At 64.5% G+C, this 25303-nt stretch carries 24 protein-coding genes; 7 read left to right on the forward strand and 17 right to left on the reverse strand.

The features are described from left to right. Positions 1-155: 155 nt before the first annotated feature. From gyrB to dnaA, 3 genes are all read right to left on the reverse strand, one after another. On the reverse strand, positions 156-2660 hold the full coding sequence (gyrB, locus tag JOD97_RS20765) for a DNA topoisomerase (ATP-hydrolyzing) subunit B (protein WP_209722524.1): 2505 nt from the start codon (positions 2658-2660) through the stop codon (positions 156-158). A 211-nt stretch (positions 2661-2871) separates the two neighbouring features. Further along, the gene (gene dnaN / locus JOD97_RS20770) at positions 2872-3978 is read right to left on the reverse strand and encodes a DNA polymerase III subunit beta (protein ID WP_209722527.1); all 1107 of its coding nucleotides are present in this window, start codon (positions 3976-3978) and stop codon (positions 2872-2874) included. A 96-nt stretch (positions 3979-4074) separates the two neighbouring features. After that, positions 4075-5472 (reverse strand): chromosomal replication initiator protein DnaA, encoded by a 1398-nt coding sequence (gene dnaA / locus JOD97_RS20775; RefSeq protein ID WP_209722530.1) that lies wholly within the window; start codon positions 5470-5472, stop codon positions 4075-4077. A 394-nt stretch (positions 5473-5866) separates the two neighbouring features. Between dnaA and rpmH the strand changes: the two genes are divergently transcribed. From rpmH to mnmE, 5 genes are all read left to right on the forward strand, one after another. After that, complete coding sequence (rpmH, locus tag JOD97_RS20780; RefSeq protein ID WP_010401996.1) at positions 5867-6001, forward strand: 50S ribosomal protein L34; 135 nt, start codon at positions 5867-5869, stop codon at positions 5999-6001. A 36-nt stretch (positions 6002-6037) separates the two neighbouring features. Then, a complete protein-coding gene (gene rnpA / locus JOD97_RS20785; RefSeq protein ID WP_209722757.1) occupies positions 6038-6508 on the forward strand; it encodes a ribonuclease P protein component in 471 nt (156 codons plus the stop codon). Next, the gene (gene yidD / locus JOD97_RS20790) at positions 6505-6777 is read left to right on the forward strand and encodes a membrane protein insertion efficiency factor YidD (protein WP_209722533.1); all 273 of its coding nucleotides are present in this window, start codon (positions 6505-6507) and stop codon (positions 6775-6777) included. The genes rnpA and yidD overlap by 4 nt, the downstream gene beginning before the upstream one ends. An 11-nt stretch (positions 6778-6788) precedes the next feature. Further along, a complete protein-coding gene (gene yidC, locus JOD97_RS20795) occupies positions 6789-8501 on the forward strand; it encodes a membrane protein insertase YidC (protein ID WP_209722536.1) in 1713 nt (570 codons plus the stop codon). Between the two features lie 155 nt (positions 8502-8656). Further along, positions 8657-10036, forward strand: a complete 1380-nt coding sequence (mnmE, locus tag JOD97_RS20800) for a tRNA uridine-5-carboxymethylaminomethyl(34) synthesis GTPase MnmE (RefSeq protein ID WP_209722539.1) — start codon at positions 8657-8659, stop codon at positions 10034-10036. 283 nt (positions 10037-10319) lie between these two features. Here mnmE and JOD97_RS20805 read toward each other — a convergent pair whose 3' ends face one another. After that, complete coding sequence (locus tag JOD97_RS20805; protein ID WP_209722541.1) at positions 10320-11258, reverse strand: SMP-30/gluconolactonase/LRE family protein; 939 nt, start codon at positions 11256-11258, stop codon at positions 10320-10322. After that, positions 11255-12244 carry a sensor domain-containing diguanylate cyclase gene (locus tag JOD97_RS20810; RefSeq protein WP_209722544.1) on the reverse strand — a complete coding sequence of 330 codons (990 nt, stop codon included), beginning with the start codon at positions 12242-12244 and terminating at the stop codon, positions 11255-11257. Before JOD97_RS20810 ends, JOD97_RS20805 begins: the two co-directional genes overlap by 4 nt. A gap of 389 nt (positions 12245-12633) precedes the next feature. Here JOD97_RS20810 and JOD97_RS20815 point away from each other — a divergent pair, with 389 nt between their 5' ends. Next, positions 12634-12843 carry a hypothetical protein gene (locus tag JOD97_RS20815; RefSeq protein WP_209722547.1) on the forward strand — a complete coding sequence of 70 codons (210 nt, stop codon included), beginning with the start codon at positions 12634-12636 and terminating at the stop codon, positions 12841-12843. 3 nt (positions 12844-12846) lie between these two features. Here the strand turns inward: JOD97_RS20815 and JOD97_RS20820 are convergent, their stop codons facing one another. Both JOD97_RS20820 and JOD97_RS20825 read right to left on the reverse strand, forming a co-directional pair. After that, positions 12847-13458, reverse strand: coding sequence for an Hpt domain-containing protein (locus tag JOD97_RS20820; RefSeq protein WP_209722550.1), 612 nt, complete (start codon positions 13456-13458; stop codon positions 12847-12849). A gap of 99 nt (positions 13459-13557) precedes the next feature. Beyond that, positions 13558-14535: a CAP domain-containing protein gene (locus tag JOD97_RS20825; RefSeq protein WP_209722552.1), complete on the reverse strand. Its 978-nt coding sequence runs from the start codon at positions 14533-14535 to the stop codon at positions 13558-13560. Positions 14536-14751: 216 nt separating this feature from the next. Here JOD97_RS20825 and pssA point away from each other — a divergent pair, with 216 nt between their 5' ends. Further along, positions 14752-15510, forward strand: a complete 759-nt coding sequence (pssA, locus tag JOD97_RS20830) for a CDP-diacylglycerol--serine O-phosphatidyltransferase (protein ID WP_209722760.1) — start codon at positions 14752-14754, stop codon at positions 15508-15510. Between the two features lie 161 nt (positions 15511-15671). Here the strand turns inward: pssA and JOD97_RS20835 are convergent, their stop codons facing one another. The 10 genes from JOD97_RS20835 to JOD97_RS20880 form a co-directional block, all read right to left on the reverse strand. After that, on the reverse strand, positions 15672-16586 hold the full coding sequence (locus JOD97_RS20835; protein ID WP_209722555.1) for an aldo/keto reductase family oxidoreductase: 915 nt from the start codon (positions 16584-16586) through the stop codon (positions 15672-15674). Further along, positions 16586-17731, reverse strand: coding sequence for a D-alanyl-D-alanine carboxypeptidase family protein (locus tag JOD97_RS20840; RefSeq protein ID WP_209722557.1), 1146 nt, complete (start codon positions 17729-17731; stop codon positions 16586-16588). Before JOD97_RS20840 ends, JOD97_RS20835 begins: the two co-directional genes overlap by 1 nt. A gap of 63 nt (positions 17732-17794) precedes the next feature. Next, complete coding sequence (locus tag JOD97_RS20845; protein ID WP_209722560.1) at positions 17795-18463, reverse strand: alpha/beta hydrolase; 669 nt, start codon at positions 18461-18463, stop codon at positions 17795-17797. Between the two features lie 6 nt (positions 18464-18469). After that, positions 18470-18787, reverse strand: coding sequence for a ferredoxin (locus JOD97_RS20850; protein WP_090328145.1), 318 nt, complete (start codon positions 18785-18787; stop codon positions 18470-18472). 52 nt (positions 18788-18839) lie between these two features. Then, complete coding sequence (locus JOD97_RS20855) at positions 18840-20021, reverse strand: VanZ family protein (protein WP_209722563.1); 1182 nt, start codon at positions 20019-20021, stop codon at positions 18840-18842. Beyond that, the gene (locus JOD97_RS20860; protein WP_209722566.1) at positions 20018-20653 is read right to left on the reverse strand and encodes an ABC-type transport auxiliary lipoprotein family protein; all 636 of its coding nucleotides are present in this window, start codon (positions 20651-20653) and stop codon (positions 20018-20020) included. The genes JOD97_RS20855 and JOD97_RS20860 overlap by 4 nt, the downstream gene beginning before the upstream one ends. Positions 20654-20661: 8 nt before the next feature. After that, positions 20662-21600, reverse strand: a complete 939-nt coding sequence (locus JOD97_RS20865) for an MlaD family protein (RefSeq protein ID WP_209722569.1) — start codon at positions 21598-21600, stop codon at positions 20662-20664. Then, positions 21600-22466, reverse strand: a complete 867-nt coding sequence (locus JOD97_RS20870) for an ABC transporter ATP-binding protein (RefSeq protein WP_209722572.1) — start codon at positions 22464-22466, stop codon at positions 21600-21602. The genes JOD97_RS20865 and JOD97_RS20870 overlap by 1 nt, the downstream gene beginning before the upstream one ends. After that, positions 22466-23593: an ABC transporter permease gene (locus JOD97_RS20875; RefSeq protein WP_209722575.1), complete on the reverse strand. Its 1128-nt coding sequence runs from the start codon at positions 23591-23593 to the stop codon at positions 22466-22468. The genes JOD97_RS20870 and JOD97_RS20875 overlap by 1 nt, the downstream gene beginning before the upstream one ends. A 168-nt stretch (positions 23594-23761) precedes the next feature. Then, positions 23762-25234 carry a B12-binding domain-containing radical SAM protein gene (locus JOD97_RS20880; RefSeq protein WP_209722578.1) on the reverse strand — a complete coding sequence of 491 codons (1473 nt, stop codon included), beginning with the start codon at positions 25232-25234 and terminating at the stop codon, positions 23762-23764. Positions 25235-25303: the final 69 nt, after the last annotated feature.

Genomic DNA, 25303 nt, shown 5'->3' on the forward strand with positions numbered 1-25303 from the left:
CTCACCGGAGCAAAAAAAAGCCCACGAGTCCAATTCGTGGGCTTTTAGCGAATTTAGGCGGATGCCCTCCGAGCTATCGAAAATGATTTCCTGATAAGAGTCTCAAAGGATGCGTCTCAAAATCTCAGATTATGGCTCCTGCTACAACTGCTAGCTTAAACGTCAATATTCCCCGCCCGCAGCGCATTATTCTCAATAAACGCCCGACGCGGCTCCACGTCATCCCCCATCAGCGTAGTAAAGATCTGATCCGCAGCAATCGCGTCCTCGATCTGCACCTTCAGCAAGCGCCGCACGTTTGGATCCATGGTGGTCTCCCACAGCTGATCCGGATTCATCTCACCCAGACCTTTGTAGCGCTGCTTCGACACCACCCGCTCCGCCTCATCGCGCAGCCAGCCCATCGCGTGGTGGAAGTCGACCACGGCCGATTCCTTGGTGCGTTCGCCTTCGCCGCGGCGCACGATCGCGCCTTCGCCGATCAGGCCCTTGAACGTGGCGGCCGCGCTGGCCAGCACGTTGTAGTCCGCGCCTTGGACGAAATCCGCATCAATCGCGCTGACCTTGATGTTACCGTGATGCATACGCTCGATGCGCAGCGCGTGCTTCTCCGACAGCTCGTCCGAAATCACCGTGACCTTGACGGCGATGTCGTTGATCTCGGCCGCCAGCGCGCGCGCCGACGCGTCGGCCAGCTCCTGCGTGCTCAAATCCAGCGTCACGCCGGTCATGATGGCGGTCAGCGCGGCGCGGTCGATCACGCGCGTCAGGCGCATCATGATGACGTTGGCCAGGTTGAACTGACGCACCAGCTCGGCCAGCGGTTCGCCGACGATCGGGTCTGCGCCTTCGCGCGGGATCAGCGCCGCGGTGTTGAGCGCGACGTTCATCATGTAGCTCGCTTCCTCGGCGTCATCCTTCAGATAACGCTCGTCGCGGCCGGCCTTGACCTTGTACAGCGGCGGTTGCGCGATGTAGATGTGGCCGCGCTCGACCAGCTGCGGCATCTGGCGATAGAACAGGGTCAGCAGCAGCGTGCGGATGTGGGCGCCGTCGACGTCCGCATCGGTCATGATGATGATGCGGTGGTAGCGCAGCTTTTCGACGTTGAATTCGTCCGGGCCGATCGAGGTGCCCAGGGTGGCGATCAGGGTGGTGATCTGCTCCGACGACAGCATCTTTTCGAAGCGCGCCTTTTCCACGTTCAGCACCTTGCCGCGCAGCGGCAGAATCGCCTGGAACTTGCGGTCGCGGCCCTGCTTGGCGGAGCCGCCTGCGGAGTCACCCTCGACGATGTACAGTTCGCACAGCGCCGGGTCTTTTTCCTGGCAGTCGGCCAGCTTGGCCGACAGGCCCAGGCCGTCCATGACGCCTTTGCGGCGGGTCAGGTCGCGCGCCTTGCGGGCCGCTTCGCGCGCGCGCGCCGCTTCGACGATCTTGCCGCAGATGATTTTGGCGTCGTTCGGTTTTTCCTGCAGGTAGTCCGACAAGGTCTTGGCGACGATCTCTTCGACCGGGCCGCGCACTTCCGACGACACCAGCTTGTCCTTGGTCTGCGACGAGAATTTCGGCTCGGGCACCTTGACCGACAGCACGCAGGTCAGGCCTTCGCGCATGTCGTCGCCGGAGATTTCCACCTTGGCCTTCTTGGCGAATTCCTGCTCGTCGATGTATTTGTTGATGACGCGGGTCATCGCCGCGCGCAGGCCGGTCAGGTGGGTGCCGCCGTCGCGCTGCGGGATGTTGTTGGTGAAGCACAGCACCTGTTCGTTGTAGGCGTCGTTCCATTGCATCGAGACGTCGACCGAGATGTTGGTGTTCTGGTCCGACATGCGCTCGCCGGTGGCCTGGAACACGGTCGGGTGCAGCACCGTCTTGGCCTTGTTGATGTATTCGACGAAGCCGCGCGTGCCGCCCTCGAAGGCGAAGATTTCTTCCTTGCCGTTGCGCTGGTCGGTGAGCTTGATGTTGACGCCGTTATTCAGGAATGACAGCTCGCGGATGCGCTTGGCCAGGATTTCGTAGTGGAATTCGACGTTGCCGAAGATGGTTTCGTCGGCCCAGAAGTGGACGTCGGTGCCGCGCTTGTCGGTTTCGCCGATGACCTTGATCGGCGAGACGGCGAAGCCGTCCTTCATTTCCAGTTCGCGGTTGACCGGCACGCCGCGGGCGAATTCCATGAAGTGGACCTTGCCGTCGCGGCGGATGGTCAGCTTGAGCGTTTTCGACAGCGCGTTGACGCAGGACACGCCCACGCCGTGCAGGCCGCCGGAGACCTTGTACGAGTTCTGGTCGAACTTGCCGCCGGCGTGCAGTTCGGTCATGACGATCTCGGCGGCGGAGCGCTTCGGATCGTGCTTGTCGTCCATCTTCAGGCCGGTCGGCACGCCGCGGCCGTTGTCGGTGATCGAGATCGAGTTGTCCGAGTGGATGGTGACGTGGATTTCCGTGCAGTGCCCGGCCAGCGATTCGTCGATCGAGTTGTCCAGCACTTCGAACACCAGGTGGTGCAGGCCGGTGCCGTCCGAGGTGTCGCCGATGTACATGCCGGGACGTTTGCGTACTGCTTCCAGACCTTCGAGGATCTGGATCGATGCTGCGCCGTATTCTTCGACTTTGGCTGGTACCGGTACTGGGTTCTCTTCTGGGATGGCGGACATGGACTGCTTTCTCTGTTTATCTGTTGCTGGTGTTGATTGGGGCCTGCTGGTTTGGCGGATTACGCGCTGCGCGCTAATCCGCCCTACGTGGATCCGAAGTCGCTTGGCCGGAGTATCAGCCGCATGCCTTGCGACATCTGGCGGCATGGGTCGGCGGCGTGGTCCGGAAACACGTAGGGCGGATTAGCCGTCAGGCGTAATCCGCCAACTCTTAGATCCGCATCGGCATAACGACATACTTGAAATCGGCGTTCTCCGGAATCGAGATCAGCGCCGACGAGTTCGAATCACCGAGGGCGACGTTGATCTGGTCGCACTTCAGGTTGTTGAGCACGTCGAGCAGATACGTGACGTTGAAGCCGATGTCGACGCTGTCGCCGCCGTAGTCGATCTCCAGTTCCTCGACCGCTTCCTCTTGATCGGCGTTGGTCGAGCTGATCTTCATGCTGCCCGGCGTGATGATGCAGCGCACGCCCTTGAACTTGTCGCTGGTCATGATCGCCGCGCGTTGCAGCGAACGCAGCAGCTCGTCGCGGCCGATCGTGAATTCGTTCTTGTAGCCCTTCGGAATCACGCGCGTGTAATCGGGGAACTTGCCCTCGACCAGCTTCGAGATCAGCTCGATGTCGGCGAAGGTCAGCTTGACCTGGTTGGCGGCGATGTCGAGCTGCACCGTTTCATCGTTCTCTTCCAGCAGACGCTGCAGTTCGATGATGGTCTTGCGCGGGATGATCACTTCCTGGCGCTCGAAGGTTTGCTCGGTCTCCACCTGGCAGAACGCCAGGCGGTGGCCGTCGGTGGCCACGGCGATGACGTTGTTGCCGTCCAGGACCAGCAGCAGGCCGTTCAGGTAGTAGCGGATGTCCTGCTGCGCCATCGAGAAGTGCACCATGTTGAACAGGTGCTTCAGGGTTTTCTGCGGCAGGGTGACGCTGGCGCTGTAGCTGTCGGCCTGCTGGACGGTCGGGAATTCCTCGGCGGCCAGCGTTTGCAGCGCGAAGCGCGATTTGCCCGTCTGCACGGTCAGGCGCTTGTTGAGCAAGGTCATCGTGACGTCGCCCGATTCCGGCAGCGCGCGCAGGATGTCGAGCAGCTTGCGCGCGGCCACGGTGGTGCCGGTCACTTCGGCGCCGGAGCCGATCGCGGCGTTGGTCGTGATCTGCACTTCGGTGTCGGTCGACAGGAAGGATACGTTCTCGCCGTCTTTGCGGATGAGGATATTGGCCAGAATCGGCATAGTGTGCCGACGCTCGACAATACCGCTCACGATCTGCAGTGGCCGGAGAAGGGTATCTCGGGTGGTTTTGACCAATTGCATAGATTATCCTCAGTAGTAAAGATTAACGATATTTCAAGATTAACTTATGTGCAGCTCTGCAGTTCAACCAATCATAATGGCAAAACTAGCGTCCCGCTAGCCCTTCAGTGTTTGTTCCAGAACGTGCAGTTCGTGGTTGCATTCCGGGTTTTTCGTGCGGTCCAGCGCGATCTTGCGGACCGCGTGCAGCACCGTCGTGTGGTCCCTTCCGCCGAACAGTTCGCCGATCTCCGGCAGGCTCTTTTGCGTCAGTTCCTTGGCCAGGTACATGGCGATCTGGCGCGGCCGGGCGATGTTGGCCGGACGGCGCTTGGAGTACATGTCGGCGACCTTGATGTTGAAGAAGTCGGCCACGGTCTTCTGGATGTTTTCCACCGAGATCTGGCGGTTCTGCACCGACAGCAAGTCCTTCAGCGCTTCCTTGACGATGTCGATCGTGATGTCCTTGCCGTGGAAGCGCGAGTACGCCAGGATCTTGCGCAGCGCGCCTTCGAGCTCGCGCACGTTCGAGCGCAGGTGCTTGGCGACGAAGAAGGCGACGTCGTCCGAGAACGTGACCCCTTCCTGCTTGGCCTTCTTCAACAGGATGGCGACCCGCATTTCCAGCTCCGGCGGTTCGATGGCCACCGTCAGGCCGGAGTCGAAGCGCGAGATCAGGCGGTCGTCCATGCCGGTGATTTCCTTCGGATACGTGTCCGAGGTGATGATGATCTGCTTCTTGGCGGCGATCAGCGCTTCAAACGCGTAGAAGAATTCTTCCTGCGTGCGGCTTTTGCCTCCGAAGAACTGAATATCATCGATCAGCAGCATGTCGAGCGAGTGGTAGTAATGCTTGAAGTCGTCGAAGCCCTTGCGCTGATAGGCGGTGACGACGTCGCGCACGTACTGCTCGGCGTGGATGTAGCGGATCTTGGCGCCCGGCTGGTCGGCCATGACCTGGTTGCCGATGGCGTGGATCAAGTGGGTCTTACCCAGGCCGACGCCGCCGTAGAAGAACAGCGGGTTGTACGACACGCCCGGGTTGTTGGCGACCTGGATGGCGGCGGCGCGCGCCAGCTGGTTGGCCTTACCGGTGACGAAACTGTCGAAGGTCAGGTCGGTGTTGATGCGGCTTTGCTCGCGGCGCGGCGCGGCCGAGGCCGGCAATTCCGGCACCGACGGCACCGGGTCGGAGTTGCGCGCGTGGCCGTTCGGGTTGCCGTCGTTGTAGTCCGGCGCCGGCACCACGGTGGCGGCCTTTTTCGGCATCGACAGACGCGGGTCGAGCACGAACTGCACTTCGGTCGGCGCTTCCCAGTACTGGCAGGCCAGCGCCGTGATGCGGCTGGCGAACTGCGATTTGACCCAGTCCAGCTTGAAGCGGTTCGGTGCGGCCACACGCAACTTGCCCGCCTCGTAATCGAGTGGGATGAGCGGTTTTATCCACGCGCTAAATTGTTGCGGCGTCAGTTCCAACTCCAACTGTGCGGAGCAGGTCTGCCAGAAATTTTCCATGAATCTTATCTATTCTCTACTGCTGATGAGGGTGTGGACCGGGGCTGTTGCGCCGCGGGTTCGCCACACGTAACGCGCTATTCTACTCTCGCTCGCTAAAGTTATCCACAGGCACGCCGCTTATTTTTCATCCTTCCGGTCGGGCCCGGATCGCCGGCAAACCGGATCTGTTGTTGACAAGCAGGGCCGAAATGCTGATAATTCAGGGTTCCCCGCCCGTATTCCGTGTTTATTCACTTGAACGTCAATATGGAGTAAGCGTGGATTAGCGGGCGATGAGATGGACCCAGCTGTGCCGGTAGCGTTGGCATGGGTGCGCGAAGTGTCATTGGCACCAAAAATTGACGGGCGCTGGCCCGATTTTGTATTTTTTTCTGCTTTTAGCGAGACCAACATGAAACGTACTTACCAACCTTCCGTCGTACGCCGTAAGCGTACCCACGGCTTCCGCGCTCGTATGGCTACCCGTGGTGGCCGTGATGTGCTCAACGCACGTCGCGCAAAAGGCCGCAAGCGTCTGGCTGTATAAGCCACCTGCTTGTTAGCTGATCGCGTGGAAAGCTGTATTTCAAGCGGCTCGACAGGCGAAGGTTCCCACGACTTCGCGCGCGTTCGGCGTATCGTTAAAACGGATGAATTTTCATCCGTTTTTCGTTTGCGCCCCACGCAAAAAAGCGCGCACTTCGTGCTCTACACCCGTCTGAACGAATTGCCGCATGCGCGGCTGGGCGTCGTGGTGGCCAAGCGCTTCGCGCCGCGGGCCGTCACGCGCAACACGATCAAGCGCGTCACCCGCGAACTGTTCCGCGTGACCGGCCTGCCCGCCATCGATTGCGTGGTGCGCCTGGCCAAGCCGGTCAACAGCAAGGACGGCCCCGCCACCACCGCCGCGCTCAAGCGTTCGCTGCGGTTGGAATTGTCGCGCCTGTTCGCGGCGCAGATCAAGCTGTCGGGCCGGCAGGCGCAAACAGTTCCGCCGATGCAGCCGCCGGCGGCCTTGCCTTCGGCCGCCACGCCTCCACTTACGCCGTCATGACCCAACTGCTCCGCTTCCTGCTGCGCGCCTACCAGCTGACCATCAGTCCGCTGCTGGGGCCGCGTTGCCGCTTCTATCCGAGTTGTTCGAATTACGCGCTGGAAGCGCTGCAGGTGCATGGCGCCGCCAAGGGCGGCTGGCTGGCCGCCAAACGCGTGTGCCGCTGCCACCCGTTCAACGACGGCGGTTTCGATCCGGTGCCGCCCAAGGATGCGCCGGATGCCAAGAATTCCTCTTCAACGACCGCTTGCGGTTGCAACCACTCCTGATAAATACCCTAATGGATATCAATAAACGTACCATCCTGTGGATCGTGTTTGCCGTGTCGCTGGTAGTTCTATGGAACAACTGGATGGTCTCGACCGGCCAGCCTTCCATGTTCGCGCCCGCGCCGGCCCAAACCGCCAAGGCGCCCGAGGCGAAGAAATCGGAACTGCCGACCGCCGCCTCCGCCCAGGCGACCGCCGGCGCCGCCGCATTGCCGGGCGCGACCGCGACCGCCGCCGATGCCGCAGCGCCGTTCAAGAGTGAGCGCATCACCGTCACGACCGACCTGTTCAAGGTCGACATCGACACCCTGGGCGGCACCATCAAGCGCCTCGAGCTGCTCAAGTACAAGGACGGCGTCGACACCCACAAGAACCAGGTGCTGTTCGACGTCGACAACGCCACCGGCAAGACCTATCTGGGCCAGACCGGCCTGGTGGGCGCGGCCGGCCTGCCGAACCACACCACCGGCTTCGTCGCCAAGCCCGGTCCGCGCATGCTCAACGACGCCAACCAGATCCAACTGGTGCTGGAAGCGGAGCAGGGCGGCGTCAAGCTGACCAAGACCTTCACCTTCAAGCGCGGCGACTACGTGATCGACGTGCGCCACGACGTCACCAACGTCGGCACGGCGCCGGTCAAGCCCGAGCTGTACCTGCAACTGGTCCACGACGGCAACAAGCCGGCCGGCGACTCGTTCTTCAACAGCAGCTACACCGGCCCGACCCTGTACACGGCGGCCGACAAGTACCACAAGCTGAAGTTCGAATCGCTGGAAAAAGCCGCGGCCGAAGCGGCCAAGACCGGCAAGGACGTGGTGCAGGACCACCCGACCAAGGCCGACAACGGCTGGGTGGCGATCTCGCAGCACTTCTTCGTCTCGGCCTTCGTGCCGCAGGACAAGACCCCACGCACCATCTTCACCAAGAAAGTGACGACCAACCAGTACGCGATCGGCACCATCCAGCCGCTGGGCACCCTGGCGCCGGGCGCCACCGTGTCGTCGGACGCCAAGCTGTATTCCGGTCCGCAGGAAGAAAAACTGCTGGAAAAAGTCACGCCCGGCCTGGAGCTGGTCAAGGACTACGGCATGCTGACCGTGATCGCCAAGCCGATCTTCTGGGTCATGGTGCATATCCACCAGGTGCTGGGCAACTGGGGCTGGACCATCATCGTCTTCACGATCTTGATCAAGCTGCTGTTCTTCCCGCTGTCGGCCGCCGGTTACAAGAGCATGGCCAAGGTCAAGCTGGTCACGCCGAAGATGCAGGCCATCCGCGAGCGCTACAAGGGCGATCCGGCCAAGATGAACCAGGCCACGATGGAACTGTACAAGACCGAGAAGATCAATCCGCTGGGCGGCTGCCTGCCGATCCTGGTGCAGATGCCGGTCTTCATCGCGCTGTACTGGGTGCTGCAGGCGTCGGTTGAAATCCGCGGCGCGCCGTGGATCGGCTGGATCACCAACCTGGCCGCGCCGGACCCATGGTTCATCCTGCCGGTGCTGTACGCGATCTCGATGTTCATCACTACCAAGCTGAACCCGGCGCCGGCCGACCCGATGCAGGCCAAGGTCATGCTGTTCATGCCGCTGGTGTTCTCGGTGATGTTCTTCTTCTTCCCGGCCGGCCTGGTGCTGTACTGGGTGGTCAACAACGTGCTGTCGATCGGTCAACAGTACGTCATCAGCAAGAAGTACGGCACGCCGGCGGCCGCCAAGGCGTAGTCCGAGCGGTTCGCGTTGCCAAGAAGCCCGTGTTGATCGCGGGCTTTTTTTATACCCCGCACCCCGCTCAGCCCGGGGTCGTACCCCGTGCGGGGTACGACCCCTCCGGTTTGGGGTGAAGGGTTGGGTTCCGAAATCCTTTACAATCATTGCCCATGAATATCGACTCCTCCCCCATCGCCGCCATCGCCACCGCACCGGGACGCGGCGGCATCGGCGTCGTGCGCGCCTCCGGCAAGCATCTGCAACCGCTGATCGCCGCCCTGTTCGGCGCCACCGCCCTGAAGCCGCGCCACGCCACCTACATCCCGTTCACGCAGGCCGACGGCGCCATCATCGACCAGGGCATCGCCATCTGGTTCAAGGGGCCGAACTCGTACACCGGCGAGGACGTGCTGGAGCTGCAAGGCCACGGCGGCCCGATCGTGCTGCAACTGCTGCTGGCGCGGGTGCTGGAAGCGGGTGCCGACCTGGGTCTGCGGCTGGCCGAGCCGGGAGAATTCACGCGCCGCGCCTATCTGAACGACAAGCTCGACCTGGCGCAGGCCGAGGCCGTGGCCGACCTGATCGACGCCTCCACCGAAGCGGCGGCCAAGTCGGCGTCGCAATCGCTGTCGGGGGCGTTTTCGAAGACGGTCAACAAGCTGGTCGAAGGCGTGACCGGGCTGCGCATGCTGGTCGAAGCGACCTTGGACTTCCCGGAGGAGGAAATCGACTTCCTGGAGAAATCGGACGCGCGCGGCCAGCTGGCCGGCATCGTCAGCGCGCTGGACCAGGTGTTCAAGCAGGCGGCGCAGGGCGCGCTGCTGCGCGAAGGCTTGAGCGTGGTGCTGGTGGGCCAGCCGAACGTCGGCAAATCGTCGCTGCTCAATGCGCTGGCCGGTTCCGACGTCGCCATCGTCACGCCGATCGCCGGCACCACGCGCGACAAGGTCACCGAAACGATCCAGATCGAAGGCATCCCGCTCAACATCATCGACACGGCCGGCATCCGTCATGCGGACGAGACGGTGGACGTGGTCGAGCGCATCGGTATCGAGCGCACCTGGGGCGAGGTCGGCAAGGCCGATGTGATTCTGCATTTGCTGGACGCCGACCACGGGCCGTCGCGCGCGGATGAGAACATCGTCGCCGCGTTTCCGGCGGGCGTGCCGGTGCTGCGCATCTGGAACAAGATCGACCTGTCGGGTCACAAGCCGAGCGTGGACGCGATGTCGGACGCCACGCACGTGTACCTGTCGGCGCACGAGAACATCGGCATCGACCTGCTGCGCAAGGAATTGCTGCGCATCGCCGGCTGGCAGCAGACGGGCGAATCGCTGTACCTGGCGCGCGAGCGGCACCTGATCGCGCTGAAGAACGCCGGCGCGCACCTGGAGCGGGCCGGCGAGCACGCGGCGCAAAACGACCAGTCGCTGGATTTGTTCGCGGAAGAGCTGCGCCTGGCGCAGGCGCAGCTGTCGAGCATCACCGGGGCGTTCTCGTCGGATGATTTGCTGGGCGTAATTTTCAGCCGCTTCTGCATCGGCAAGTGATCCGGGGTCAGGTCCACCAATGCTACACGGCCTCGAGCTTCGGACGGTTGGCCGATGAGGCGAAGTTAAGTGGCCATCGGAATCACGTAGGGCGGATTAGCGCAGCGTAATCCGCCATGCATGCGTGTCGGCGGCTCAACGGTGGCGGATTACGGCGTTCCGCCTAATCCGCCCTACGTGTTTTAGATTTTTGGTTCGGGTTGTGGCCCAGATGCGGGTTCGGATCGTTCGCATCGCGGGTCAGGCGGTGTTTCAGATCCCGGCCGGATTGCGGCTCAGGCGATCAGTACGGCAAGCCGCTAACGTCCAGCGCGATCTTCCATACCGCGCCGGCGCCGGTGATGAACAGCGTCTTGCCGTCGGCGCCGCCGAACGCGGCGTTCGTGACGTTGGCGTCGACCTTGATCGTGGCGATCTGCTTGCCCTGCGGCGTGAACACGCGGATGCGCTTATCCGTGTGCTCGGTGACGTAGACGTTGCCGTGGCAGTCGATCGCCATGCCGTCCGGGATGCCCAGGCCATTGACCAGGTCGCGTCCCTTGCCAGGCTTGCCGTCGACGATGGCGTACGCGCGCAGCACGCCTTTTTCGCCAACCATACCGTTCACATACAGTACGTCCCCTGCCGGCGACAGCGATACGCCGTTCGGGTTGGTCAGCGTGTCGTCCACCACCGTGACCGTGCCGTCGACCGCCACGCGGTACACGCGCGTCTTGTCCTGGCCGCCCGGCGCGGCGTCGCGCTGGAAGGCCGGGTCGCTGAAGTACAGCGTGCCGTCGGCGGCCAGCGCCATGTCGTTGGGCGAGTTGAAGACGTTGCCGTTGTACTGGGTCACCACGTCGCTGCGCTTGCCGTCGAGCGTGTAGCGCGAGACGCTTTTGTACTTGTGCGTGGCCGCCAGGATGTTGCCCTGCGCGTCGACCGCCAGGCCGTTGCTGCCGCTGTCGGCGATCAAGGTGGTGACCTTGCCGCCGGCGTCCAACTTCTGGATGCGCGACGGGAAGCCCGGTCCGAACGTGAAGTCCGAGAAATACAGCGCATCCTTGATCCATACCGGACCCTCGTACAGCCCCGGTTCCGCGCGGGTCGGGTTGGCGGCGACGATGCGCTGCGCGGTCAGTTCGCCGGACGGCGCTTTGCCCGTGCAGGCGGCCGGGGCGGCAAAAGCGGCAGGGGCGGTCAGGACGGCGGCGGACAACAGGGCGGCGAGACGAATTTTCATGCGGTGGTTTCTTCCAGTTTGTGAACGATGACGCAGTCGCGTCCGGCGTGTTTGGCGGCATACAGGCAGCCGTCGGCGGCGGCCAGCATGGTTTCGGCGGTGCACAGCCGGTCCTTGACGAAGCTGGCCACGCCGATGCTCATTGTCACATACGGACGCAGCGCGGCGGGCGCGTGCGGCACCTGCAGTGCGGCGATGCGCGCGCGTATCGTCTCGGCGACCAGGGCGGCTTGCTCCGGCCCGGTGTCGGGCAGCACGGCGCCGAACTCCTCGCCGCCGTAGCGCGCGGCCAGGTCGGCCGGCCGCTGCAAGGTGGCGGCGAACGCTTCGGCGACCAGGATCAGGCAGGCGTCGCCCTGCTGGTGGCCGAAGTGGTCGTTATACGCCTTGAACGAGTCGATATCCATCAGCAGCAGCGACAGCTGGCCGTCGTTGCGCTGGGCGCGGCGCAGTTCGCGGTCGAGCGCGACGTCGAAGTGGCGGCGGTTGGCGATGCCGGTCAGCCCGTCGACGTACGATTGCGCGCGCAGCGCCTCGGCCTGGCCGCGCAGCTGGCGTTCGCGCCCGACGGTGCTGCTGATGTCGCTCACCTGGATCAGGCAGAAGCGCTCCTTGCCCTCCGTGAACGGCGTCACCGACACCGCCTGCTCGATGCGCTCGCCGCCCCAGGTGCCGGCCGGGAACAGCGGAAACGGCGAGCGGTTCAGGCCCGGCGACAGGTGCTGCGGCGTCTTGCTCTGCATCGCGCTGTGCACGGCCTGCTCCAGCCGCTGGCCGCGCAATTCGGGAAACACGTCGAATAGCTCGCTGCCGAGCACGCGGTGCGCCGACTGGCCGGAGTGGCTGGCCATCCATTGGTTCCACAGGACGATGCGCTGGCCGGCGTCGAGCACCATCAGGCCGAGGTCGGCGAGCGCCAGCGCGCGCGCCGACAGCTGGGAGTGGCCGCCGGCGGCCGGCGGGGCAACGTGTACGGTGTCGGACATTCGAACTTTCCAGGAGGGAATAGTAATGGTGTAATGATTATAAGCCGACGGCGCCGCCGGCGGGCCCGCGGAGATGCCCCAAAGCCACAATTTCAAAGGCACTCACTATCATTTTCGACTTTTCAATTAAAAAATATTTATCCCCTATGGGCGGCCGGGGCGCCGTGGCGCGTCCCTCTGGAAAAGGGCCGTGGGCGCGGCTGTTGTTGCCGTTGCGGCGGCTGTGGCCGGTACGCCGAACCTGCTATGATTGATTCGTCGCAGATGAGTGTTCGGTTTCCAACAGATCGCTTGAAACCGGCACCGCCTTGAGAATTCTCATGCCTGTGATATTCCGCTGAAGTAACCTTGCAACGTTGACCTGAGCACTGCCTGGAACGGAGGGGATCGTGGAACCGACACAAGAAAGCGTACCGGACGACGGCGCCGGCATGGCGCCCCCCGCGATGCCGGCAGCCGCCTCGCCCGCCCGCACGCGGCAGATGCTGCCGCCCAAGGGATCGTGCTGGTATTGCGAAAAGCCGCTCGACAACGTCAAACGCTTCTGCGACAAGGAATGCGCCGACGCCTTCGACGAAGAGAAGGAATACACGCGCTGACGTTCAGCGCTTCGCCGCCTGCAACACCGCCAGCGCCGCCTCGAAGTCGAATTGGTGCGCCGCCTCGGTCACCTCCTGGAACACCGCCACCCCCAAGCTTGCCGCGAGCACCGTCGCCGAGTGCTCCAGCACGTCGATGGCCGCGCCGTCGCCTTCCTCCAGCAGCCGGGCCAGATGCTGCACCAGCATGCGCGTCTCCGGCGGATGTGCGCCGGCCGCCGCCGGCTCCGGCGGCGGCGCCTGGTCGTTCGCGCTCAACTCGGCGTCGATCGCGCCCATCAGGCTGCGCAGCGCCTGTTCCAGCTGCGCCAGCGGTCCCATGCACAGCGCCGACGGTCCCGCGCAGGCCGGTTCCAGATTGGCCGCCAGCAGATACACCTGCTGGGCGCCGATCATGCCGGCCGCGCCCTTGAGCGTGTGGATGATGCGTTGGGCGCCGGCGGCGTCGCCCGCCATCAGCTCGGTGCGCGCCTGGTTGGCGCTGTCCTGGTAGCGCTGCCGGAAGCGGCGCAGGATCTGCAGATAGAGGGCGCGGTCGCCCATGAGCTGCTGCAAGCCGGTTTCCACCTGCAGGACATGGCCGTCGGCGCGGGCCGGCGTGCTGGAAAGTATCATGGGCGGGGCGCGATCAGGTTGTACGAAAGCCGTACGGAAGCCGTACGATAGCAGAGCTTACCGGCCGCAACAACGCGTGCGCCGCCGGCCGCTGGTGAATTAGTTGTGGGTGGTGAACGACCAGGTGCGGGTCGTCGCCACGCCGCCCACGGTGCCGTCGAAGCTGACGTCGTAGACGGTGCCGGCGCGCAGCGGCGCCAGCGGGATGATCGCGGCGGCCGAGGCCGTGGTGCGCGAATCGGTGGCGCTGCTGAGCAGGCGCGCGCTCAGCGCGTTGCCGCCGCGCGGCGCCACGGTGAAGCTGCGCACCACCACGCCGCCGCCGCCGCGGCCGCTGTCGGCGTGGACGCTGATCGGGTAGCCGACCTCGTCCTGGTCCGGCACCGGGTCGGGCGACTCGGTGTCGCTGAAGAAATTGGTCGGCACGTCGGTCTGGTTATTGGCCGGATAGTTGACCAGCCTGCCGGCGCCGATGCCAGCGCCCAGGCCGTTTCTCGCGGTGAGGTCGGCGGTGAAGTAGGTATAGTTGCCGGCGGCGGCGGTAGCGGCGCCGGTGCCGACCTCCTTGAAGACCGGCTCGAACATCACGAAACGGTGGTAGACGGCGGTGATCAGTTCCTCGGCCTGGTAGAAGCCGGAGCTGTTGGAGGTGGCGGAGATGACCTCGCCGATGGCGTAGCCGCCTGTCAGCCCGTAGCCGGCGGCGCTCAGCCGGTCGGCCAGGTTGACGCCCGTGAAGCCGGGCGCGCCCGCCGTTTGCTCGTGGCTGACGGTGTTGTTCAGACGCAGATAGTTGGAATGTCCCTGGGCCGCCGCGTCGACCTGGCCGTTGCGCGCCAGAACCGACAAGCCCAGCTGGGCGCGCCGGTAATTGATCCAGTTGTAGCCGTCGAGGGCGGTGTTGCCGGTGAAGCTGGGCGCGCCGGGCAGTTGCGGCAGCGTGGAGGGCTGGACGTTCGACGTCGTCGCGGTGCTGGAGCCGCCGCCTCCGCCGCCGCAGCCGGCCAGCAGCGCGGCGATGAGCACCACCGCCGGCAGCGCGGAAAGGGGGCGTTGCCAGTATTGATGTTGTGGCATGTTTGAAACTCCTGTGCATAGGGGCCTGTTGCCCGGACTGGCTACAGCGATTCTAAGCCAAATTGCGCCGTTGAAGCACGCGTTATGCTAGCCGAACCGCTTCGTACGGGACGGCTTGCGTACAATGGTAAGCTAACCGTTCAGCCGGCCTCCCGCTGGTGTCGAGGATATGTTCAACCTGGAATCCGTCATTTGAAACCCATCAATCAAGCGCGCGTGCGGCGCGCCAAGTTCGCTTTGCCAAGCATGGTCACCTTGATGTCGATCGCTTGCGGCTTCGGCAGCATCGTCATTTCGGTCGACAACGCCCTCGTCGGGTCCGCCCAGGACTACCGGCTCGCCGCCATCCTGCTGGTGCTGGCCGGCGTGTTCGACGCGCTCGACGGCTTTGTCGCGCGCGCCACCAACACGGCGTCGGAGTTCGGCATGCAGCTCGACTCGATCGCCGACGTGATGAACTTCGGCTGCGCGCCGGGGCTGCTGTTGTACTGCTACGGCTTCGTGCAACTGGGCGTGGACCACCCGACGCTGCTGCGGGCCGGCGGCATCGCCAGCTTCTTCTTTGTCGCCTGCGGCGCGTTGCGGCTGGCGCGTTTCAATGTCAGCGTCGGCCGCACCGACCCGCGCTACTTCGTCGGCATGCCGATCACGGCCGGGGCCGCGTGCGTGGCGTCGGTGGTGGTCGCCTGGCCGGAACCGGCGGCGGCGCCCTGGCATGCGATTTTGGTGGTGCTGCTGCTGTTCGTGGTGGGGACGCTGATGGTGTCGACGGTGCGCTTCCCGAGCTCCAAGCAGAAGAAGAGTTGGGGCGCGCTGGTGCTGCTGGTGGTGAATCTGGGCTTGTTGGCGTGGTTGCAGGCCAGCTATTTCGTGTTGTTCTTCGTGGTGTACATCGCCTTCACGCTGGCGCTGAACCTGGCCTGGAAGCGGGGCTGGAAGGGGATTGCGCCGCCGGTGGTGTACGACGACATCTGATCCTGGCCGTTACCCGTGATGACATCTGATCCACGTAGGGCGGATTAGGCGGAACGCCGTAATCCGCCGTTGCATGCGCCGTCGAGACGCACGCAATGGCGGATTACGCTTCGCTAATCCGCCCTACGTGTTTCAGAGGTGTTTGAGAGTAGTTTCATAATTCACGCCACCTCGTGGCCGCGCGCGGCGCGCAGGATGTCGAACCATTGGCTGCGGCTCAGGCTGAACTGCGTCGCCTCCACCGCTTCCGCCACCGCCTCGATGCGGCCGGAGCCGGTCAACGGTATCGGCCGGCTCGGCAACTGCATGATCCACGCGAACACCACGCTTCCGAACGGCCGCCGCAGCTCGTCGGCGATCTTCTGCACCACCGCGCTGACCCGCACGCCGGCGGCATCTTCCTTGCTGAACAGCCTCCCGCCGGCCAGCGGGGACCAGATCATCGGCGACACGCCGACATCCTGCAATCCATCGAACGTCTCGTCGAACATCGGCGCCACGCACAGCGGCGAGAATTCCACCTGGTTGGTCGCCAGCGCGATGCGCCGGTTCAGGCTCTCGAACTGGTGGCGGCTGAAGTTCGACACGCCGAAATGCAGCACCTTGCCATCCTGGCGCAGGCGCCGGAAGGCGTCGGCGATCTCGTCGAATTGCATCAGCGGATCGGGACGGTGGATCAGCAACAAGTCCAGACGGTCGGTGCCCAGCTGGCGCAACGAATGCTCCGCCGAGGCGATGATGTGGCTGGCGCTGGTGTCATAGTGCTGGATCGTGTGCTCCGGCCGGGCCGCGCTGACCAGCTTGATGCCGCACTTGCTCACCAGTTGCATGCGCGCGCGCAGTGACGGTTGCAGCGCCAGCGCTTCGCCGAACTCCGCCTCCACCCCATAGCCGCCGTAAATATCGGCGTGGTCGAAGCTGGTCACGCCCAGCTCCAGGCATTGTTCGATGAACGACAGCCGTTGCTGGGGCGTCAGCCGCCATTCGTTCATGCGCCACATGCCGGCGACGATGCGCGACAGGGCCAGGCCGTCCTTGCAGGTGACGATGGCGGGGCAGCGGAGGTCGTCGCGCATCACTTCATCCACAGGCGGATCGAATCCCACGCGCGGCCGAAGATCGACGCCTCTTCGACGTTTTCCAGCGCGACCACCGGCAGTTCCAGCAGCGGCTTGCCGTCGACCACCATCTTCAGCGAGCCGACGCGGGTGTTTTGCGGCAGCGGCGCGACCAGCGGGTCCTTACGCTCGAGCACCGGTTTCATCTTGGCGGCGACGCCCTTCGGCACCGTCACCATGACGTCGCTGGCGAAGCCGATCTTGACCGCGCTCTGCGAGCCCTTCCAGATTTCCGGCGTGGCGATGGCTTGCCCCTTCGAGTACAGCTTGACCGTGTCGAAGTTCTGGAAGCCCCAGTTGAGCAGCTTCTGGCTTTCCTGCGTGCGCGAGTTGTCCGACGACGTGCCCAGCACCACCGAGATCAGGCGGCGCTCGCTGGCGCCGTTGGGCCGGTGCGCCGAGGCGATCATGCAGTAGCCGGCCGCTTCGGTGTGGCCGGTCTTCATGCCGTCGACGGTCGGGTCCAGCCACAGCAGGCGGTTGCGGTTCGGCTGCGTGATCTTGTTGTAGGTGAAGCTCTTGATCGAGTCGATCTTGTAGAACTGCGGGAAGTCGAGGATCACGCGCTTGGCCAGCACCGACAGGTCTTGCGCGGTCGAATAGTTTTCCGGGCTCGGCAGGCCGTGCGGGTTGGCGAAGCGGGTCGATTTCAACCCCATGCGCTCGGCTTCCTTGTTCATCATGACGACGAACGCCGATTCGTCGCCGGCGACGGCCTCGGCCAGCGCGACCGCGGCGTCGTTGCCGGACTGGATCATCAGGCCGTGCAGCAGGTCGTCGATGCTGACCGGGGTGGCCGGGTCGATGAACATCTTCGAGCTGCTGGCGTCGACCTTCCACGCCTTGGTCGAGACGTTGACCATTTGGTTCAGCGTGATTTTCTTGTCGCGCAGCGCGCCGAAGACCACGTAGGCGGTCATGACCTTGGTCAGCGAGGCCGGCTCGACGCGGGCGTTGGGATCTTGCGAGGCGATCACTTGGCCGCTGGTGGCGTCCAGCAGCAGCCAGGACTTGGCGGCGATGGTGGGCGGCGGCAGGGTTTGCGCCACAGCGGCGGACATCAACATGACACTGGTGGCCAGTGCCGCGATCAATTTTTTCATGGGCTAGTTATTCGGTGATGAGTTTAAAAGGCTGCGTAAAAAAACAGCGGGGGATTATAAGTCTTAGTCCGCCGCGGCGGTGTCCGTTTCGGTGTCGGCGACGTCGCTGGGGCGGCGCCACAGCTGGGTCACCCAGTTTTTGATGTGCTGCAGCTTGCGGTGGAAGAAGTGGTCGGCGCCGGGGATGACGATCACCGGGATGTCCTGCGGGCGCAGCCAGTCGAGCACGTCGATCAGCGGGATGGTGTCGTCGTTTTCGCCATGGATCAGGATGGTGTCGGCCGGAATGTCCGCCATGTCCCACTTCTTGGCGGCGCTGCCGACCAGCACCAGGCGCTCGGCCGGGGTGCCGGCGGCGGCCAGGCGTTGCGCCAGCTTCGATTGCACGAAGGTGCCGAACGAGAAACCGCCCAGCGCCACCGGCAGGCCCGGGTATTTTTCGGTCATCCACGCGTGCAGGATGGCCATGTCGTCGGTCTCGCCGTGGCCGTGGTCGTGCACGCCCTCGGAGGCGCCGACGCCGCGGAAGTTGATGCGCGCGACCACGTAGCCGAGGCTGGCGAAGGTGCGCGCCAGGGTGACGGCCACCTTGTTGTCCATGGTGCCGCCGTACAGCGGGTGGGGATGGGCCACCAGCGCGATGCCGACCGGCGTGTCGTGCTTCGGATGGTCGATCTGGCCTTCCATCAGGCCGGCGTTTCCCGCCAGGGTGAATTTTTCGTTCTTGTTCATAGCTCGTTAGATTTTAAGACGGTCAACAATCTTGCCCTGTACCAAGTGGCTGTCGATGATTTCATCGATGTCGCTGGTGTCGACGTAGGTGTACCAGACGCCTTCCGGGTAGACCACCAGCACCGGGCCTTCCTCGCAACGGTCCAGGCAGCCCGCCTGGTTGATGCGCACGCCGCCGTGGCCGTTGATGTCGAGTTGCTTGCAGCGCTTTTTGGCGTGCTTCTGGGCGGTTTCCGCGCCATGGTCGCCGCAGCTGTTGCGGCCGTCGTCACGCTTGTTCATGCAGAAGAAGACGTGGTGTTTGAAATAGGGAGTGTCGCTCATGGCTATATCTCTCGAAAATTTGTAAGCGCGATGTAAGGTTGCCGTGTGGCCGCTATGATACCCGGCCTTGGCTTGGCGCGGGGTTCGGCTCTTTGTTGAGCTTGTGCGAGGGCAGCCACAGGAACCACAGCGCGCAGAACGGCCACATCAGCGAAAGGAATTGCGCCGCGCCATTAAAGTTAAGAAACTTGCCCTGCACCCATGTTTGCAAAGTGGCCACGAAATACGGGTTGGCGGGGGTGGTGTTGATGATCACCAGGCTCAGCAGCAAGGTGACGGCGGCCAGCCGCCGCTGCGCCACGTGCGGGGCGAAGGTCAGGCCGGCGAGCATGATGGCGCCGATCAGGAAGCCGCCCTCGGCGCCCGGCGTGATCCAGGCGAAGGCGTTTTCCGGCGAAAACAGCAGCGCCGTCGCCAGCGCTTTGACGACGATGGCGGCGATGACCATGGCCGCCACCAGCAGCGCGCGCGGCGCCGGCTTGCGCAGCAGGCACAATAACGTCAGCGCGGCGCCGACCATGCCGCAGGCGGTGATGATGGTCTCGGACAGCCAGTACTGCTCGACGGTGAGTACCATGTCCGGCCGCACGTAGCTGGCCAGGTCGATCTCCATGTCGAGCAGTTGCGACAGCCATTCCGACAGGATCGGCAGCAGCTGGCCCAGGCCGAACAGGAAGCTTTGCGGGTAGATCTGCGCCAGCGGCCACAGCGCCAGCAGCACCAGGCCCTGGCTGGCGTGCGGCGCGAACCAGGCGCGCCGCAGCCGCTGCAACTGGCTTTCATCGAGCAGGCGGCGCACCGTCAGCGCGCCGCCCAGGGCGCCCAGCGCGCAGCCGGCGGCGTTGGTGTAGAAGTCCAGGTTGGACGAGACGCGGCTGGGCAGGTAGGTCTGCACCGCCTCCATCGTGCCGGACACCAGCAGCCCGCACGCCGTGGCGAGCAAAAAGGCGAACACGCCGCGGATGCGCGGGTACAGCGAGTAGACGATCAGCGTCCCCAAAGGAACGTAGCCGACCACGTTGATGATGGCGTCGAACTTGGTCCAGTAGCGCGGCATGCTCGAGGTTTCGAGGAAGATCAGCGGCGACAGGCCCTGGTTCTGCCAGCCCGAGAACGGGAACCAGCTGGCGTAGATAATCAGCAGCAGATAGGCCAGCAGCGCCGCGCGCGAGAGCGGCGAGCCTTTGCGGGCCGGCGCCGGATCGGGCGGCGCCGTTGCTGCCGGTTCCATCATCGGCGCGGTGGCGGAGTCACCGCCGGCGCCGCCGGCACCTCGTTCAGCCAGGCCAGCACGTCGCCGGCCAGGGCGTCGGTGGCGTCGGCCAGGGCGCGGGCGCCGCCGGCGGCGTCCGCGCTCGGCGCCGGAACGTCGCGGGTGAAGGTTTTCTGGTCCACCAGGCTATGGCTGCGGAACACCGAGGCGCGCATGCTGATATGGCCGCTGCTTCGCGTGGCCGTCTCGAAGTTCTGCGTGAAGTCGTCCACCTCCATGCGCAGCAGATGGACGCTGGACGCCGAATCGGTGGCCGACAGCACCTTCAAGCCGTCCTGCGCGATGCGCGCCTTCATGCGCTGCGTCACCAGCTGCAGCGGGGTGCTGGTCCACTGGTTGTAGGCGTAGGGGCGCGACTGGCGCGCGTCCGCGTACAGCAGGCGGTATTGCATGCGCTCGGAGTCGAGCGACGCCGGGCCGGTGGCGTCGGCGACGATGATGGCGTCGATGCTGTTGCAGACGTTGCGCCCCTTCGGCTCCGGCGCCGACAGCGGGCCGAAGTCGTAGTTGGCGTTGGCCGGGCCCTTGCTGGCGCAGGCGCTCAGCAAAACGACGGCGGCGATGGCGGCGCGGGTGCGGAAGGCGGTGGTCATCGTGATCCTTATTTGGTCGGAGCGGTAAAGCCTTCTTCACCCGGGCCGGGCGGCGTGCCGGGCGAACCGAAGATCAGGCTTTGCGGGCGATCGTTAATCTTGTTCATGGTCTTGCGCAGCGCGCGCATCGACGAGCGGGTGTCGTCGGCCAGCGAATTCACCTGCGGCAGCGTGTCCAGTTGCAGGCCGCCGGCCACCGATTCGACCGACAGGCCGACGCGGTCGACGGTGCCGCTGATGCGCGCGATCGGGCCGTCCGGCGCCTGCAGGCCGGTGGTCAGGCGATTGACGTCGGTCGCCAGCGCGTTGACCGACACCAGCGTTTTCTGCACCTCGGTGGCCAGCGCCGGCAGCTTGGCGATGGTCGGCTCCAGCTTGCCCGGCAGGTCGCGGTACTTGTTGGCGGTTTCGCTGACGTCGGCGAAGGCGGCCAGCATGATTTTCTGGTTCTCGGGGCTGAGCAGGGTGTTGAGGCGCTTGGTCACCTCCTCGGTCTGCGACAGGATCTCCTTGCCGCGCTTTTCCACCTGGTCCAGGAAGCCCTGGCGCAGCGGGATCACGGCCGGCGCGTCGGCGCTGGTGGGCAGCAGCGGCGAGCCGGTTTGCTCGTCGTCGAGCTGGATGAAGGCGATGCCGGTCACGCCCTGGTAGCCCAGCGTGGCGTAGGTGGTCTTGGTGATCGGCGCGTCGGTGTTGATGTTGAGCGTGACGAGGATCTGGCCGGTCACCTTGGGGTTGAAGGCGATGCCGCCGACCTTGCCCACTTCGAGGCCGCGGTAGCGCACCGGCGCCTGCGGGTTCAGGCCCGGCACCGATTGCGCGGTGGCGATCAGGTACGGCACGCGCTCGACGCGGTCGCGGTTGAACCAGATGCCGAACAGGATGGCCGCGATCAGCAGCGTGATCGTGAAAAAGCCGGTGGTGAGTGCGTGTGACCTGTTTTCCATCAGTGATCCTTGTTGGTTTTTTCGTCCAGCGCCTCGAGCGCGCGGCGGCCGCGGTCGCCCAGGAAGAACTCCTTGATGAACGGATGATCGACCTTCAGCACCTCCTGCAGCGGGCCGAGGGCGATCACGTGTTTTTCCGCCAGCACGGCGATGCGCGTCGACAGCGCGAACAGCGTGTCCAGATCGTGCGTGACCATGACCACCGTCAGTCCCAGCTCGCGGTGCAGCGATTTGATCAGTGATACAAACGCCTCCGACAGGTCGGGATCGAGGCCGGCGGTCGGCTCGTCGAGGAACAGCAGCTTCGGCTCGAGCGCCAGCGCGCGCGCCAGCGCCACCCGCTTGACCATGCCGCCCGACAGATCCGACGGCATCTTGTTGGCGTGTTCCGGTCCCAGGCCGACCATGTTCATTTTCAGCAGCACGGCGTCGCGCACCAGATCGTCCGGCAGCACCTGCAGTTCGCGCATCGGCTGGGCGATGTTTTCCAGCACCGTCAGCGCCGAATACAGCGCGCCCTGCTGGAATAGCATACCCCAATGGTTGCGCAATTGCTGCAACTGCGCCGGGCCGATCTCGCTGATGTCCTCGCCGAACACGCGTACGCAGCCGCGCGCAGGATGCTCGAGGCCCAGCATCTGGCGCAGCAGCGTGGTCTTGCCGGTGCCGGAACCGCCGACGATGGACAGGATCTCGCCTTGTTCGATCTCCAGGTTCAGGTCCTGGTGCACGACGGTGCGGCCGTACTTGGTCCACAGGCCGGTGATCTCGACGATCGGCACGCTGCCGTCGAGCGTCAGCTCGCCGTTGTCGTTGCCCGCCCGGGGGCCGCAGGCTTTTTCGGGAACCAGCGCTTGGTCGGCCATCAGAACCCCACTCCGTTGAACAGGATGGCGAACACCGCGTCGGCCAGGATCACGACGGTGATGGCCGTGACCACCGAGGTGGTGGTGCCGCGGCCGAGGCTTTCCGTGTTCGGCTTGATGCGCAGGCCGAAATGGCACGACACCAGCGCGATCAGCATGCCGAACACCACGCCCTTGCCAAGGCCGATCATGTAGTTCGCCAGCGGCACCGCGTCCGGCAGCTTGGAGATGAAGTATTGCGGCGACAGGCCCAGTTCCACATTGGCCGACAGCATGCCGCCGATCAGCGCCATCGAATCGGTCCAGATGACCAGCAGCGGCATCGAGATCGCCAGTGCCAGCACTTTGGGCATCACCAGCCGGAAGCCGTGCGAGATACCCATCACCAGCATGGCGTCGAGTTCCTCGGTCACGCGCATCACGCCCAGCTGCGCGGTGATCGAGGAGCCGGAGCGGCCCGCCACCAGGATCGCCGCCAGCAGCGGCCCCAGTTCGCGGATGACGCTCATGCCGAGCAGGTTGACCAGGTAGATGTCGCCGCCAAAGGCGCGCAGCTGCTGGGCCGACAGGAACGACAGCACCACGCCGATCAGGAACCCGACCAGCGCCGTGATGCCCAGCGCCTGGAAGCCGGCGTGGAAGATATTGGCGGAGATTTCCTTCCACGGACCGCGTTGCGGCGCGCGCACGAAGCGCCACAGGTCCAGGGTCAGCTGGCCGATCAGCGTGATGAAGCCGGTCAGGTGCTCGAAGAACAGCAGCATCGCGAAGCCGAGCTTCATCACCCACGTCAGGCGCTGCTGGCGCGGGCGCGGCAGCTCCAGTTTGCCGGTGGTTTCGAGCCGGTTGAAGAATTCCTCCTGCCCCGGCGCCAGGTGCAGGTCGGCGGGCCGGGTCTTGCCCCAGGCGTTCCAGAACAGCTGGGCGCCGATGTGGTCCATGCTGTCGATCGCCGACAGGTCCCAGCGCACCTTGTCGGCCTGGAGGGATTTGAGCAGCCCGGTGATGGTGGCCATGGCCGTGCCCTGCGCCAGCGCGTGAACTTGCCAAGTGCCGTCCGCCGCGACCGACGGGCCGTTGGCGGCGCCGGGGTTGAGGGTGAGGGTAGGCTCTTTGGCAGTAGGCATCCCGTCAGTTTAAGGGAGTTTGGCGAGGTCCGCCACTGGAGTTCGCGGCGGCGGTGCGCTGCCGCGCTCTGGCAAATGGCGGAGGCGCTTCAGGCGAAACCCGCACCGCCAACCGGGGTCGTACCCGAACGGGTACGACCCCCGGCTCCGGTTTGCGGGTTGGCGGCATCAAGCGGCCAGCCGGCGCGCCTGCCGCTTGGGCGCCGGCGTCTCGGCCGCCTTGGGCTTGGCCCCGGCGTAATCGCTGGCCAGCAGCGCGTCGGCGTCGCCCTTGTCCATGCCGCGCTCCTGCAAATAGCGCGACACCATGGCCACCAGCCGCTCCAGCGCAATGCGGTGGGTGGCGTCGGTGTTCGCGTACAGCCAGTCCGAGAAGGCCATGAAATGCTCGAACGCCGAGTCGCCGAGCAGCACCGGCAGCGTATTGCCGAAGCGCCCGGAGTTGGCCACCAGGTCCCAGTAACGGGCGAAACGCACCAGCCGCTGCATGGTCGGGAAGTCGATATCGCGGTTGGCCAGGATGGTGTAGGGCGCGTACGGCTCGAACACCAGCCCGAATTCCTGCGTGTGGCGGATGATCGGCGTGCCGCGCAGGCGTTTGAGGATGCCGAACTGGATCTCGTGCGGATCGAGCGCCCACAGCTTGTTGAAGCCCTCGGCGAAGCTTTCCACCGTCTCCCCGGGCAGGCCGGCGATCAGGTCGACGTGCATGTGGGCGTTGGAGTGGTCGGTCAGCCAGCGGATGTTGTCGGCGGCCTTCTGGTTGTCCTGCTTGCGGCTGACCAGCGTCTGCACCGCCGGATTGAAGCTCTGGATGCCGATCTCGAACTGCAGCGCGCCGGGCGGGAACTTGCTGATGCCCTCTTTCAGTGCGTCGGGCAGGTGGTCCGGCACCAGCTCGAAGTGGGCGTAGACCGGGTCGTCCGGGTTGGCCTCCAGCTTATCGAGGAAGAACTGCATGATCTTCAGGCTGGTCTTGATATTTAGGTTGAAGGTGCGGTCGACGAACTTGAACAGCCGGGCGCCGCGCGCGTGCAGCGATTCCATCTCCGCCAGGAAGCTCTCCAGCGCGAACGGCCACGCCGTCTTGTCCAGCGCCGACAGGCAGAATTCGCACTTGAACGGGCAGCCGCGCGAGGCTTCCACATAGATAGTGCGGTTTTTGATGTCGTCGTCGGTGTAGAGGGAGTAGGGCAGCTTGATCTCGGCCATCGGCGGCTGCACGCCGGCGTGCACCTTCATCAGCGGTTGCGGGCCGTTGAGGATCTCGCCGCACAGCTTGGGGAAGGTGACGTCGCCCCAGCCGGTGATCAGGTAGTCGGCCAGCTTGACGATTTCCTGCTCGTTCGATTCATAGGACACCTCCGGCCCGCCCAGCACCACCATCACGTGCGGCGCCACGCGCTTGAGCATGGCGACGACCTTGGTGCTTTCCTCGACGTTCCATATATAGATGCCGAAACCGACGATCCTGGGCGCGTGCGCCAGGATGCGCTCGACGATTTCGGTGGTCTTGGCGCCGATGACGAATTCCTGCAGGCGCGTTTGCTGCTGCAATTCCCCCATGTTCGCTAATAAATAGCGCAATCCCAGCGAGGCGTGGGTGTAGCGGGCGTTGAGGGTGGTCAGCAGGATGGACATGACGGGCGTGGATATCGGCGAAACGTCTATTTTACGCTGTCGTTGCGCCGCATCTATCGGGCGGCGCGG

Origin of the sequence: Duganella sp. 1411 (assembly GCF_017833525.1) — a bacterium.
Classification (GTDB): domain Bacteria; phylum Pseudomonadota; class Gammaproteobacteria; order Burkholderiales; family Burkholderiaceae_D; genus Rugamonas.

Coding starts and splice junctions, on each gene's coding strand:
- gyrB (WP_209722524.1), bottom strand. CDS start 2,660: ATGTCCGCCATCCCAGAAGAGAACCCAGTACCGGTACCAGCCAAAGTC.
- dnaN (WP_209722527.1), bottom strand. CDS start 3,978: ATGCAATTGGTCAAAACCACCCGAGATACCCTTCTCCGGCCACTGCAG.
- dnaA (WP_209722530.1), bottom strand. CDS start 5,472: ATGGAAAATTTCTGGCAGACCTGCTCCGCACAGTTGGAGTTGGAACTG.
- rpmH (WP_010401996.1), top strand. CDS start 5,867: ATGAAACGTACTTACCAACCTTCCGTCGTACGCCGTAAGCGTACCCAC.
- yidD (WP_209722533.1), top strand. CDS start 6,505: ATGACCCAACTGCTCCGCTTCCTGCTGCGCGCCTACCAGCTGACCATC.
- yidC (WP_209722536.1), top strand. CDS start 6,789: ATGGATATCAATAAACGTACCATCCTGTGGATCGTGTTTGCCGTGTCG.
- mnmE (WP_209722539.1), top strand. CDS start 8,657: ATGAATATCGACTCCTCCCCCATCGCCGCCATCGCCACCGCACCGGGA.
- JOD97_RS20805 (WP_209722541.1), bottom strand. CDS start 11,258: ATGAAAATTCGTCTCGCCGCCCTGTTGTCCGCCGCCGTCCTGACCGCC.
- JOD97_RS20810 (WP_209722544.1), bottom strand. CDS start 12,244: ATGTCCGACACCGTACACGTTGCCCCGCCGGCCGCCGGCGGCCACTCC.
- JOD97_RS20820 (WP_209722550.1), bottom strand. CDS start 13,458: ATGATACTTTCCAGCACGCCGGCCCGCGCCGACGGCCATGTCCTGCAG.
- JOD97_RS20825 (WP_209722552.1), bottom strand. CDS start 14,535: ATGCCACAACATCAATACTGGCAACGCCCCCTTTCCGCGCTGCCGGCG.
- JOD97_RS20835 (WP_209722555.1), bottom strand. CDS start 16,586: ATGCGCGACGACCTCCGCTGCCCCGCCATCGTCACCTGCAAGGACGGC.
- JOD97_RS20840 (WP_209722557.1), bottom strand. CDS start 17,731: ATGAAAAAATTGATCGCGGCACTGGCCACCAGTGTCATGTTGATGTCC.
- JOD97_RS20845 (WP_209722560.1), bottom strand. CDS start 18,463: ATGAACAAGAACGAAAAATTCACCCTGGCGGGAAACGCCGGCCTGATG.
- JOD97_RS20850 (WP_090328145.1), bottom strand. CDS start 18,787: ATGAGCGACACTCCCTATTTCAAACACCACGTCTTCTTCTGCATGAAC.
- JOD97_RS20855 (WP_209722563.1), bottom strand. CDS start 20,021: ATGATGGAACCGGCAGCAACGGCGCCGCCCGATCCGGCGCCGGCCCGC.
- JOD97_RS20860 (WP_209722566.1), bottom strand. CDS start 20,653: ATGACCACCGCCTTCCGCACCCGCGCCGCCATCGCCGCCGTCGTTTTG.
- JOD97_RS20865 (WP_209722569.1), bottom strand. CDS start 21,600: ATGGAAAACAGGTCACACGCACTCACCACCGGCTTTTTCACGATCACG.
- JOD97_RS20870 (WP_209722572.1), bottom strand. CDS start 22,466: ATGGCCGACCAAGCGCTGGTTCCCGAAAAAGCCTGCGGCCCCCGGGCG.
- JOD97_RS20875 (WP_209722575.1), bottom strand. CDS start 23,593: ATGCCTACTGCCAAAGAGCCTACCCTCACCCTCAACCCCGGCGCCGCC.
- JOD97_RS20880 (WP_209722578.1), bottom strand. CDS start 25,234: ATGTCCATCCTGCTGACCACCCTCAACGCCCGCTACACCCACGCCTCG.